Source organism: Arcticibacterium sp., assembly GCF_055134445.1.
On the sequence record NZ_JBSRVI010000083.1, the window covers coordinates 178,649 to 191,318 of the forward strand.

Below are 12,670 nucleotides of genomic sequence, written 5' to 3' on the forward strand. Positions count from 1 at the left end.
CGAGTTGAACAGAGTTTGCTATGCTTAAAAAATATATACGCGGCTTTCTGTTTGACAGGAGGCCGCTTTTTTTGTGTCAAAGCGTAGCCATTGACCAATTTAAAACATTAGAAAAATTACGATGAATAAGATTTTTAACATTACCACCCGTTCTAAAAAACAACTGGCAGATACATTGACCCCAGTTGGTATTTTTATGCGTCTTCGTGACCAGTACAAGTACTCTGTCATGCTAGAAAGTGCAGATTACCATGCCATGCAAAACAGTTTCAGCTACATCGGCTGCGATCCAGTGGCGAGTATCATAATAGATAACGACGAGGTGAAGCAGGTTTTTCCTGATGGAACTAGAGAAGACTTTAAACTAGAAAACAGAAAAGATGCGGTAGGCGTTTTGAAAAATTTCGCAGCAAGATTTGAAGCTCCAGAAGGCAAGAGAGGCTCCATAAGTAATGGTCTTTTTGGGCACATGGCTTATGATGCCGTCCAGTATTTTGAAGACATAGAAATTCAAGAAAAAAACGAAGAGAATAAAGTACCTTCTTTGATTTATAGAGTTTACAGGTACGTGATAGCCATAAATCATTTTAAAAATGAGTTGAACATTTTTGAACATACTTATGGTGGGGAAGCTAATCCTGTAGAAAATGGCTTGGAAACGATTGAGCTTTTTGTGAACAATCCGAAGTCTAGCAGCAAAAAATTTAAAATCACGAGTGAGGAAGAAAGCAATGTGACGGACGAGCAAATGAAAGCTACCATCAACACATGTATCAAACATTGTTTAAGAGGAGATGTATTTCAAATAGTGCCATCGAGAAGGTATTCTAAGCAGTTTGAGGGAGACGATTTCAATGTTTACAGAGCATTGCGTAGCATTAACCCTTCCCCTTATTTGTTTTATTTTGATGGAGGAGATTACAGTATTTTTGGTTCATCGCCTGAGAAGCAAATTCATATTGATGGCGAGCGAGCTGAAATTCATCCCATAGCAGGTACTTTTAAAAGAACTGGTGACGATGTAAAAGATGCTGAATTGGCGAAGCAACTGGACGCCGACCCTAAAGAATCTGCCGAGCATGTGATGTTGGTAGATTTGGCTAGAAATGATTTGAGCCGAAGCTCAGAACAGGTTAAAGTGGAGGTTTTTAAAGAGGTTCAATATTATTCGCATGTGCTTCACTTGGTTTCAAAAGTGACAGGTAAGATGATGAAAGGGACAAACCCGCTTCAGTTAGTGGCAGATACTTTTCCAGCTGGTACACTTTCGGGTTCGCCAAAACACATGGCCATGACCATAATTAACAAACTGGAAAATACCAACCGAGGTATCTACGGTGGAGCCATTGGTTTTATGGATTTCAAAGGTAATTTTAACCACGCTATTGCGATTCGTACATTTTTGAGCAAAGGCAACAGACTTTTTTATCAAGCAGGAATGGGCGTGGTAGCCAAATCTGATGTGGCTCTGGAAATGGCAGAAGTTGGAAATAAGTTAGGAGCATTAAGAGATGCCATGGAAATGGCGGAGGGGATATAGTCCTCGACTACGCTCCTCGCCTTCGGACGGGCATGCGACTGGCCAGCTTTTGATAACAGTGCAAAATTGACAATGAATTTATTACTGAAAAAACTAAATTTTAAGACGCAAGAGTCAATCTTGATTCTGAATGCTCCAGATGAGTTTCAGGAGATGATGAAGGCATTTAGTGAATTTTTAGACGTGAAAACGGATTTAGATTCGTCTGAGATTCCGTTTAGTTTAATATTTTGTACCAAGCTGGCTGAAATTGAGGCTTTAGGGCCAAAAGTGGCTGAGAACTTAACTGAAGATGCCTTATTCTGGTTTGCGTATCCTAAGAAAAGCTCAAAGAAATATAGCTGTGAGTTTAATAGAGATAACGGTTGGCAAGCTTTAGGAGATTTGGGTTTTGAACCCGTAAGAATGGTAGCGATAGACGAAGATTGGTCGTCACTGAGATTTAGGAAGGCCAAACATATAAAGACAATAACAAGAAACCCCAACTGGATTATGTCTGACGAGGGTAAAAAGAAAGCAAAGAAATGAAAATATTAGTACTAGATAATTATGATTCTTTTGTGTACAATTTGGTATACATTTTAAAAGAATTAGGTGGCGATGTAGATGTATTTCGGAACGACAAAATATCGGTAGAAGATGTTAAGAAATACGATAAAATCATGCTTTCTCCTGGCCCAGGAATTCCTGAAGAAGCGGGTATCATGATGGATTTATTGGCAGAGTATAAAACCACAAAAAGTATTTTTGGGGTTTGTTTAGGGCACCAGGCCATTGGTGAAACCTTTGGGAGTAAATTAGAAAACATGGGCGAGGTACTTCACGGTGTCACTACGCCATGTGAGGTTATTGACCAAAACGAGCTGCTTTTCAAAGGCATCCCAAACCGCTTTGACGTTTGTAGATATCACAGCTGGACAGTTTTGCCAGATTCTATGCCTAATGAATTAAAAATTACGGCAAAAGACGACAACGGCTATGTCATGGCAGAAGCACATGAGAAGTATGATGTGCGTGGCGTTCAGTTTCACCCAGAAGCTTATTTAACGCAGCATGGTGTTAAGATGGTGGAGAATTGGATGAAGGGGTGATATGGGAAGCTTTAAGAAAGAGAATACTTTAGTAATTGTTGGGAATGGTTTTGACTTGGCTCATGGCTATAGAACGAAGTATTCGGACTTTGTTGAAGATATCTTTTTTAAAAGTCATTTAAATGGATATTCTTCCCCTGTCGGCAAAAAAACGTTTGCCTTAGATAATGAGCTAATAAATATACCACAAGCAAACTTTGAGATTAAAAGAGAGGCTTCTGTTGCCGAACAATTATTAGATCAAGGAAAAGGTGACATTAAATTCAAGAATAAATTTTTGGAGAAAATAATTTATGATGAATCATATAAATGGGTTGATTTTGAAGGGATATATTTTAATGAATTATTAAAAACGGTAGAGGGAAATGTCTCAATAACAGAACTCAATAGGGAGTTTAAAACTGTTAAAACGTTTATAGTGGATTATTTGGAAAGAGAATTAAGAGGTACTTTTAATGAACTTAGTAAAGTACCTATATCAGATTCCATTAATGATTTTTTTCAAAAACTTAAGGGGAGTTACGATTATAAAAGAATGGAGTCAGGTGTTGACCCAATCCACATTCTAAATTTTAATTATTCTAATACGCCAAAGAGGTATTCAAGTTCTGAAGGTTTTTTTCATAATAATATACATGGAACACTTCTTGATAAAAGCAGGATTATTTTTGGTTATGGTGATGAAACAGTTCCTTCGTACCAGAAAATAGAAGATTTGAATGTTGATGATTATCATCAGTTCTTTAAGTCGGTTGGATATCTAATGGATGATAAATACAGTAAACTGTTAGACTTTATTGACAGAGAAGAAGGTTTTGATGTGGAAGTTTTAGGGCATTCTTGTGGGATTTCTGACAGGGTTCTACTTAAAACTATTTTCGAGCATCCAAATTGTAAAAAAATAAGAATTCATTATCATGAATGGAAGAATATTTCAGGAGAGCTAGAAAACGATTTTGAAAATAAGATGATTAATATTTCTCGTCACTTTAGCGATAAAAAAGTCTTACGTTCAAAAGTTCTTAATTTTAAAGAATCAAAACCATTAATTCCCTTTCGTCTACAAAACAAATTTCGATGAAAACCTACCTAAACCAATTAATCCAACATCAATCACTTGCAAAAGAAGAAGCTTTTCAGGCCCTTTCTAAAATAGCTACGGGCGAGGTGAATATTTCACAAACGGCGGCTTTTTTGATGGGAATTCAGCAGAAGGGCATTACTGCAGAAGAGTTGACAGGCTTTAGAGATGCCATGTTGGCGGTTGCTAATAAAATAGATTTGTCAGATTTTGACGCCATGGATGTTTGCGGAACAGGCGGCGATGGTAAAGATACTTTTAACATTTCTACCACAGCCGCTTTTGTGATTGCGGGAGCAGGACAAAAAGTAGCCAAGCACGGAAACCACGGAGTGAGTAGTGCGGTAGGTAGCAGTACCGTTTTAGAGCATTTAGGTATCAGATTTACCAACGATACAGATTATCTGAAAGAGAAATTAGAAACAGCAGGAATGTGCTATTTGCATGCTCCGCTTTTTCATCCTGCCATGCGTCATGTAGGGCCGATTAGGAAAGAATTAGGTATGAAAACCTTTTTCAATATGCTTGGACCATTGCTTAATCCGGGCGAAGTCAAAAAGCAATTGACAGGCGTTTACGACCTCTGCGTTTTTGAATTATATGAGCAAGTTTTTCGTCAAACCGATAAGCAGTTCGGTATCATTTTCGACTTGGCAGTTTATGACGAAATTTCTTTGACCGGAGACTTTATGTTTTCTTCTCATTATCCATCTGCGGACGAGGGCGAGCTTTTTAGTCCTTCGGCTTTTGGTTTGAAAAACTTCAAGGCAGAGCAGCTTTATGGCGGCGGAGGTTTAGAAGATTCCGCTAAAATGCTGGTTGATATTCTTGAAAACAAAGGCACCGAGGCTCAAACTTCTGTGGTATTGGCAAACGCCGCAATAGGTCTTGGCGTAGCCAAAAACATTACGCTAGAGCAGGGAATGGCAGAAGCCAAAGAGTCTTTGGTGAGCGGTAGGGCCAGAGATGTTTTGAAGAAAATGGTTTCTTAGGCCGGTATTTCTCTCTTTGTATTGCTTTTAGACGCTGCCATTCCAAAGCATAGAAGGCAAAGGGCTAGCAAGTAATGATAGACATCAATGCCGTTTTCTGGACTGTTCACAAAACTATCTCTAAAGGTGGCTAATGCTGCAAAAACTACTCCCGCTATTAACCAAGAACCTAGTTTTTTTCTGCGTTTGCTTATAGCCACTATCCCAGCAACAAAAACAAGGGGTATGGTTACTAAAGGAATATAGCTAGAAACCCACGTCATGTTCAGCATTTGCTCCAGAGTAAAGAGTAAGAAGCCCACTAGGATTATGCCATAGGTAAGAGCGTTAGAAGGTTTTTTGCCTAAGGCAGCAAACCAAGCGGCCACCGCAATGCCTAGAGCTCCTACGGTAGCAGCTAGTACTTGAAAATAACCAGATAGGCCGGAGGCTTCACTTATTCCCGCAAAATTTAAAGTTCCGAAAAACGCGGCTACAGCTACAGATAGAATAAAAGATTCCCAAAGTAGTGTTTCTATAAGATCGAGTTTCATTAAATACCTGAAGAAAACGAAAAGACCAACTAGGCAAAGTATGGCGTCTGATATGACATGCGAAATTTCCATGGTTTTACTTTTAGAGGTTTTGGCTAAACCAAATTATATAATATTTACTTCGGCATGAAGCGTAATGCCAAATTTTTCTAGAATAGAGTTTTGGATTTTGCCTGAAAGTTCCGCTATGTCGGCTCCTTTTCCGTGTCCATAATTTACTAAAACTAAGGCCTGATTTTTATGAACGCCTATTTCGCCAAAGGTTTTTCCTTTCCATCCAGCTTGTTCTATTAGCCATCCAGCCGGTACTTTTACCATGTCTTCATCGGCAGCGTAAGACGGAATGGTTGGATTTTGTTCCTTTAAAACACTAAAAGCCTCTTTTGTTATGATAGGGTTTTTGAAAAAACTTCCAGAATTTCCTATCAGTGCGGGGTCTGGAAGTTTAGACTGCCTTATTTTTATAACTGCCAGACTTACATCACTTATTGTTGGGCTATTAATTCCCTGTTCTTGCAGCGTTTCTTTTATAGCACCGTATTCCAGATTTAAAGCCGAGTTCTTTTGTAGTTTAAAAGTGACATGTGTAATGAAATATTGGTCTTTATAAATGTTCTTAAAAACACTTTCTCTATAGCCAAAAGCACAGGCTTTGTTGTCAAACTTTTTTATTTCCAGTGTTTTACGGTCGATGGCTTCAAGCTCAATAAAAACATCTTTAATTTCTACACCATAGGCCCCGATGTTTTGCATGGGTGCTGCACCTACAGTCCCTGGAATTAAAGATAGATTCTCGATACCTCCAAAATCTTGATCAACACAATAAGAGACAAAGGAATGCCATACCTCACCAGAACCCACCCTTATGATAACCTCGTCTTCCGTTTCCTCTATCTTTTCTACACCCTTGATGTTGTTTTTTATCACCAAGCCATCAAAATCCCTTGTTAAAAGAATATTACTGCCACCTCCTAATATTAGAATTTCATTCGATAGGTAATCATCGGATTGAAGCAAATACAATAATTCATTTGTAGAATTTATTTCCACAAAAAGCTTTGCATTGGCGTCTATTCCAAAGGTATTAAAGGGCTTTAAAGAGGTATTTTTAATTATATTTGGCATTGAGCATTGTAGTATTTCGATGCAATTTACCTAAGACAAATCATAAAGCATGAATATCGTTTTTTTAGATGCATTTACGAGTCATCCAGAAGAGTTAGACTTAAGCGAATTAGAGCAGTTGGGTTCTTTCAAAATGTATGACAGAACATCTTATGCTCAAACAATAGAACGAGCGAAAGACGCGGATGTTTTATTAACAAATAAGGCGATTTTGGATGAAAATATTATCAGTCAACTCCCAAATCTGAGATATATAGGCGTTACCGCAACGGGTTATAATGTGGTGGATTTAGAAGCTGCCGCAAAACGTGGAATACCTGTCACCAATGCTAAAAACTACAGTTCCATGTCTGTGGCTCAGCATGTTTTTGCCATGCTTTTAAGCTTTACCAATAGAATAGCCGAGCACAACAATCCAGACAAATGGATGGCTTCGCCAGATTTCTGTTATTATGATTTTACTTTGACCGAGTTGGCAGGAAAGACCCTGGGACTTGTAGGAATTGGGGATATTGGAGAAAAAGTAGCTAAAGTAGCCGAAGCCTTTGAAATGAATGTTTTGGTTAATCGTAAATCAAATAAAGCTCACGCTAAATACAAAACGGTTGAGTTGGACGAATTGCTGAGTCAATCCGATTTTGTGAGTCTTCACTGCCCATTGACAGAGGAAAATGTAGGTTTTATCAATGAGGAGAATCTAGCCAAAATGAAAAAGACCGCCATTCTGGTCAATACAGGAAGAGGCCCTTTGGTTAATGATGCAGACCTAAGAAAAGCTTTAGATTCAGGTGTAATAGCAGGTGCTGCCATTGATGTAGTCTCTCAAGAACCGCCTACAGACGGTAATCCACTTTTTGGAGCAAAGAATTTAATTGTAAGTCCGCACGTAGCATGGGCTACTTTAGAAGCTAGAAAGAAACTATTCAAAATAGTGACAGACAATATTAAGGCTTGGCAAGCAGGGGAGGCTGTTAATGTGGTTAATTGAAAACCTCTTATGTAAAGAAAATCGAAAATATTTTAAATTAGGCATATATCTATAACCACTTCTTCCTTCTAAAATACATTAACATTCCACCAGAAAGTACGGCCATTACACCTAATAAAATAAAGTAGCCATTCTTGTATTGAAGTTCTGGAATGTGCTGAAAGTTCATACCGTAGATACCCGCCAAAAAGGTGATGGGCACAAAAATGGCCGTGATAATGGTTAAAAACTGCATCACCTTATTCATTTTCATGCTCATCTCAGAAATGTGAATTTCCTGTACACCAGAAAGAATATCTCTTAGCGTGTCTAGGGTGTCAACTACAGAAATGGTGTGGTCGTACACGTCTCTCACATATATTTTGGTTTTCTCTTCTATGTCATCTGAATCAGATTTTGAAAACATATTGAGTGCCTCTCTCAGTGGAGCCACTACCTTCCTAACCCTTAGCAAGTCTTTCTTTAATGGGAAAACTTTTGAGCGTTCAAAGGCTTCAACATCCGTCATTAAGGCCTCTTCAAGCTTTTCGGTTTTAATTTCTATTTCGTCCAAAACACTGAAATAGTTGTCCACTATAAAGTCAATGATGGCGTAAGCCAGATAGTCGGCTTTTTTTGCTCTAATCCTACCCTGAGCTTTCTGAATTCTTTGTCTTAGTGGTTTGAATATATCGTCTTCATGCTCTTGAAAGGTCAATACAAATCCTTGGTCAAAATAGATGGAAATGTTCTGAATGTGAATTTCACCGTCTTGGTACTGCAAGTATTTTAGTGAGATAAAATGACCATTTAAAAACTCAGCGTATTCTGGTCTTTTATAGACATCTGCGATGTCTTCTAATGCCAGGGAATGTATTTCAAAAACATCACCAATCTGCTGAATAAAGGCTTCGTCATGCAGTCCTCTGATGTCGTACCATTGCGTTAAATTATCTTTGGCTTTATGGATAATAGCCTTACGAACTTCTTCAAAAGTCTCTGAATGAAAAGACTCTAAATTATACTCTATATAGTTTAGTGTTAGTGGCGTACCTCCTTTTTTTCCTGTATATTTTATAGTGCCTGGAGGTAGCCCTACTTTCGTTTTATGCTTCATTCTGTAGAATTTCTGATGGTCAAATTTAGCGAACAATACTTTAATGTGGTTTTCACCTACGTAAAAACAGAAAAACCCCACCAAATGGTGAGGTTTTCAAATAAGCTTTAAGAGGTTTATTTAACCGTTACCGTAGCTTTAGTATCATCCCAAGAAATAACCAATTTACCACCTTTTACCGTAATGTTCATTTGCTCTACAGGGCTAGCTGTTTTAGAGGATTTTGCCATGACATGCGGAAGATCGGCGTCTTTAATCTCATTGTATTTAAAAGAACCCCATTGTTTTAATGTTGGATTTAATATCACTGTCCAATCACCTTCTGTAGGTATGGTAAAAAGAGAGTATGTCCCTGCTTTAACTGGTTTTCCACCAATGCTGCCATCTTTTGCGAATGTTATTTCTGTGGCGTTATTTGCTCCGGTACGCCATACTTCGTTATAAGGTACTAGTCCACCAAAAATCTTACGATCATTTTTAGATGGAGCACTGTAGGTTACAGAAACGTTTCCATCAGAAGTGGTTTGCTTCGGGCTTTTTTGTGCAAAAGAATTCGAAGTGCCGACAAATAATAAGGCGGCAGCTAAAAACATTAATTTTTTCATTTTAATAAATTTGAATTGTTTAGAAAACGTTGGTTAAAATAGAGCTCGAATAAAAAACTATTCCTCAAAAGAGCCTTATATGCGTTGTCATGCTGAATAAACGTAGCAAGGCAGTTTTTGGATTTTTCCCTCTAAGATTAATAAGACACAGTTATTCTTTTACCGCTGCAAGTTTAGCGGCCATTTCACGCGGATTTGTAGGGTTTTCGTTGCGAATGTCAGTTTCAACAAGCCCATCTCTAAGGCGTATAATCCGATGTGCGTATTGAGCAATGTCCTCTTCATGCGTCACCATAATAATGGTATTTCCTTGGGTATGAATCTCCTCAAAAAGCTCCATTATTTCGTAGGAAGTCTTGGTGTCGAGGTTACCAGTAGGCTCATCGGCCAGTAATATGGAAGGATTGTTTACCAAAGCTCTTGCCACCGCGACACGCTGTCTTTGCCCTCCAGAGAGTTCGTTTGGTTTGTGGTGTGAGCGGTCTCCTAAGCCCACACTTTCCAAAACCTTTTGGGCTCTTTCTGTTCTGGCAGATTTACCGTACCCCGCATAAATTAAGGGTAAGGCCACGTTTTCTAAAGAAGACTGACGCGGAAGCAGATTGAAGGTTTGGAATACAAAACCGATTTCCTTATTTCTGATTTCAGCGAGTTCATTTTCTGTCATATCAGAAACGTCCTTTCCGTTTAAAGTATAGGTGCCGTTTGTCGGTGAATCTAGGCAACCAATGATATTCATCAGCGTAGACTTCCCAGAGCCGGAAGGCCCCATAAATGCTACGTACTCTCCTTTATTGATAGAAATAGATATCGATTTAAGGGCATCTACGATTTCCGTCCCCATGATATATCTCTTAGAAATATTTTCGGTCTCTATTATTTTCATTGCTTCACAAAAATCATTTTGAATCTATGCAAAGGTAGTTTTAAAGCGGAATCACTATGAAGTTTTTATACCAATGTTACTGCTTCAGGATAGATGGTCAGGATGGTGCCTTAGGCGGTCTTTGAGCCTAAGGCCGTGTGGCGTTTAAAACTCATTTTGTTGCTTTTGAATGCGTTCTTTTTCTTGGTTAAAACTTGTCATGAAGAGCTTGAAATCTTCAGCCGAAAGTAGTTTCTGTAATTTAAGTGTTCCATTTTCAGCATAATCTGGTACGCCATTTTGTAAAGCCAAAATGCTGTACTTTTTCCATAGTTCTGCAGAAGATTCATTAAACTCCAATGCGTTAAAAACCATGTTATAAGCTTCCGTTTCTTTTCCTTTTGAAGATAAGAAATCTGCGATATCGGTAAGGATATAAGGATTGAAAGGAGCTTTTTTATAAATGTCTTTGTAGTTCTCTTCGTTTATTTCTAACTGTAGTATTTCATCTGCCTGTTGTAACTGTTTTAAGGTTAAATGGCTTTTGAAATTATTATCGATCAATACTTGAGTAGATTGATTATCGCCTGCGGCGGTCATGAAAGCTACGGCCCTATCAAAAATGCCTTCATTCAGATACCAAAGCCCAAGTTTTCTACGATACATCAATGCCGCTTCTGAATGGTCTTGGGCTAGGTAAGTTAATTGCTTTAAGGCCAGTATTTTTTCGTCTTTTTGGTAAAGTTGAAGAGCCTTTAAATATCTCAAATCTTCAGAAACACGCTGATTTGCCATATTATTAATGTAGTCATCCCAAACGCTGTCTGGAGCCGTGAGGCTATTTTCGGGTAGGGCTATCTGGTTATAAATTCCTCCGAAGGCGGCGGTGTTAAGAGCGGTGTTTTTTGGAAGCTCTTTTAGTTGGCTTTTAACCTTTCCCGTCATTCTGCTAATAGCGAGTTGATTGGCCAGGTTTGAAGGATATTTCTCGTCGGCAAAAGAAGCGGCTACCGAATCTAACTTAGAAGCTAAGGCGTTTTCTATCCAAAAAGCTTGAAGGTTAACACGTTCTACATCGCATTTTCCACAGTTCTGCATGGCCTTATCTAAATACAAATAGACACTGTCTCGGACATTTGCTTTCTCTAAAAGATGGCTGGAGTTGGTAGCCAAAATCTTACTGTCTGGAAACTTGGCGGACCCCTCTCTCAAAGTAAAAAGAGCGTCAAAAAACAGGTCTTCACTCTCAAGGTTTTGACTTAAGCCCACGTAGGCAAACTCACTTGGGTTTTTCTGTATGGCTTGGCGGTAAAAGTAGGCTGCCGTTATCCGGTCGCCCACGTTTTTGGCCATACCGGCGAGTGCATAATTGGCTTTGTGATTAAAAAAGTCGGATTTAACCGACTCTTTATAATAGGTTTCTGCGGCTGTATTTTCTCCTTCTGCCAGATAGAAGTCTGCAATAGCATTATTTAGTCCCGCCTTTAACTGATTGTAAGCATAGATGTCTTTCTGGATTAAGAAAAAGCCCATGATAAAAACACCTAATATTTTAGCTAAAATGATGCTGTTAAACTTAGGTTTGTAAAGGACTAAATATGCATTCAAGCCATTCTGAAAAACGCCAATGAAGTTTAAAATAACGTGTGCAAAAAAGACCAAACCAAGTGCCAAATGTGCTATGGCGATATAGTCGTTGAGTAGCTCAATGAGTGGGTCGTTTGCGGTGGCATAGACAAACCCCAGTACGCTAATGGAAATAATTAGAAAACCCATATAAAGCCATGCTCCAGTTCTTTGAAAGCTAAAAACGTCAGTATCTTCACACTGTTTTTTAAAGCCCCAGATGCCTAGGATACTGGAAATGGCAAAGAGCAATACAGGACTAATCACCATAAAACTATCCTCTATCAATTTTATGTTTTCCAGATAAATGAGTAGACAGTTTAGTAAGTAAATGATGCCAATTCCTAGATAAGTTTTGAAAGAGTTTTTGCCTTTTTCGGATGAACTAATAACGGTGTAAATAAGGGCTACCACTATTTCGTGGGCTATGAAGAAAACAAAAATGGCAAAGCAAATGATGGAAAATAACAAGCCGTAATTTGTTAAAGCCACAAGAGGGAAGTTGACCTTAGAAAAGTTTAGAGATATAATAGTAAAGCCCAGGAATAGGGCTAGTATCAAAGAAAACCTTAACCAGAAGCTGGCTTTTTTCAAAAAGGAATTGAAAAAGAAGAGTAGCAACCCTAATGCAACAAAAGCCACCATAAATGGAAGATTGTTGGTGCTTTGAAAGATAATTTCTGTTCTTGAAAGCATAAGAAATGCAGCCAAGATAAGGAGTGAGCCTAAAAACCAAAAGTTGTTTTGGAAAGATAAGGCAGTGCTAATTAAACTTATACCAAGAATAAGTGATCCAAAAAGAATCCAAGATGCTTTTATATTGACAACCTCATTGGCGGGGAGATACCATTCTTTTATGTAGTAGATGAGTTCGTTATTAGTAAACCTTAAACCTTTTTCTACGAAGGCTTCTGAGGCAATAAATTTTTTATGAAGCTCAGAGGCAATATCCCAGTGTAGAACATTGTGGAGATCATTGAAAAACCAGAAGGCAGAAATACCAGCTAAAACCAAAGAAATTACAGAAAATATAGCCAGAGCTATTTTTAGAGAATTTGGCCATAAACGCCAAAACTGCACTTTTGAAATCATTAAAAATCGGATTGTGTTTGCTGTGCAAATAACGCC

At 38.4% G+C, this 12,670-nt stretch carries 12 protein-coding genes; 6 read left to right on the forward strand and 6 right to left on the reverse strand.

Annotated features, from left to right (window positions below; genetic code table 11):
* Positions 1-121 precede the first annotated feature (121 nt).
* The 5 genes from ACTBZY_RS11290 (at position 122) to trpD (ending at position 4,704) form a co-directional block, all read left to right on the forward strand.
* Entirely contained in the window at positions 122-1,540 is a 1,419-nt protein-coding gene (locus tag ACTBZY_RS11290; protein ID WP_463046447.1) for an anthranilate synthase component I family protein, read from the forward strand.
* Positions 1,541-1,612: 72 nt separating this feature from the next.
* Positions 1,613-2,068: a hypothetical protein gene (locus ACTBZY_RS11295; RefSeq protein WP_463046448.1), complete on the forward strand. Its 456-nt coding sequence runs from the start codon at positions 1,613-1,615 to the stop codon at positions 2,066-2,068.
* A complete protein-coding gene (locus ACTBZY_RS11300) occupies positions 2,065-2,631 on the forward strand; it encodes an anthranilate synthase component II (RefSeq protein WP_463046449.1) in 567 nt (188 codons plus the stop codon). Before ACTBZY_RS11295 ends, ACTBZY_RS11300 begins: the two co-directional genes overlap by 4 nt.
* A gap of 1 nt (position 2,632) precedes the next feature.
* Complete coding sequence (locus tag ACTBZY_RS11305; RefSeq protein ID WP_463046450.1) at positions 2,633-3,712, forward strand: AbiH family protein; 1,080 nt, start codon at positions 2,633-2,635, stop codon at positions 3,710-3,712.
* Complete coding sequence (gene trpD / locus ACTBZY_RS11310; RefSeq protein WP_463046451.1) at positions 3,709-4,704, forward strand: anthranilate phosphoribosyltransferase; 996 nt, start codon at positions 3,709-3,711, stop codon at positions 4,702-4,704. Before ACTBZY_RS11305 ends, trpD begins: the two co-directional genes overlap by 4 nt.
* Here trpD and ACTBZY_RS11315 read toward each other — a convergent pair.
* Positions 4,701-5,309 (reverse strand): hypothetical protein, encoded by a 609-nt coding sequence (locus ACTBZY_RS11315; RefSeq protein ID WP_463046452.1) that lies wholly within the window; start codon positions 5,307-5,309, stop codon positions 4,701-4,703. The two genes, trpD and ACTBZY_RS11315, sit on opposite strands and share 4 nt — an antisense overlap.
* 33 nt (positions 5,310-5,342) lie before the next feature.
* Positions 5,343-6,362, reverse strand: coding sequence for a UDP-N-acetylmuramate dehydrogenase (murB, locus tag ACTBZY_RS11320; protein WP_463046453.1), 1,020 nt, complete (start codon positions 6,360-6,362; stop codon positions 5,343-5,345).
* A gap of 49 nt (positions 6,363-6,411) precedes the next feature.
* Between murB and ACTBZY_RS11325 the strand changes: the two genes are divergently transcribed.
* Positions 6,412-7,350 (forward strand): D-2-hydroxyacid dehydrogenase, encoded by a 939-nt coding sequence (locus ACTBZY_RS11325; RefSeq protein ID WP_463046454.1) that lies wholly within the window; start codon positions 6,412-6,414, stop codon positions 7,348-7,350.
* Positions 7,351-7,399: 49 nt separating this feature from the next.
* On the opposite strand, the gene corA is transcribed toward ACTBZY_RS11325, so the two are convergent.
* The 4 genes from corA to ACTBZY_RS11345 all read right to left on the reverse strand — a co-directional run bounded on the left by corA (position 7,400) and on the right by ACTBZY_RS11345 (position 12,634).
* Positions 7,400-8,446: a magnesium/cobalt transporter CorA gene (gene corA / locus ACTBZY_RS11330; protein WP_463046455.1), complete on the reverse strand. Its 1,047-nt coding sequence runs from the start codon at positions 8,444-8,446 to the stop codon at positions 7,400-7,402.
* Between the two features lie 116 nt (positions 8,447-8,562).
* Complete coding sequence (locus ACTBZY_RS11335) at positions 8,563-9,051, reverse strand: DUF2911 domain-containing protein (protein ID WP_463046456.1); 489 nt, start codon at positions 9,049-9,051, stop codon at positions 8,563-8,565.
* A gap of 151 nt (positions 9,052-9,202) precedes the next feature.
* Positions 9,203-9,937 (reverse strand): ABC transporter ATP-binding protein, encoded by a 735-nt coding sequence (locus tag ACTBZY_RS11340; RefSeq protein ID WP_463046457.1) that lies wholly within the window; start codon positions 9,935-9,937, stop codon positions 9,203-9,205.
* 144 nt (positions 9,938-10,081) lie between these two features.
* A complete protein-coding gene (locus ACTBZY_RS11345) occupies positions 10,082-12,634 on the reverse strand; it encodes a tetratricopeptide repeat protein (RefSeq protein WP_463046458.1) in 2,553 nt (850 codons plus the stop codon).
* Positions 12,635-12,670: the final 36 nt, after the last annotated feature.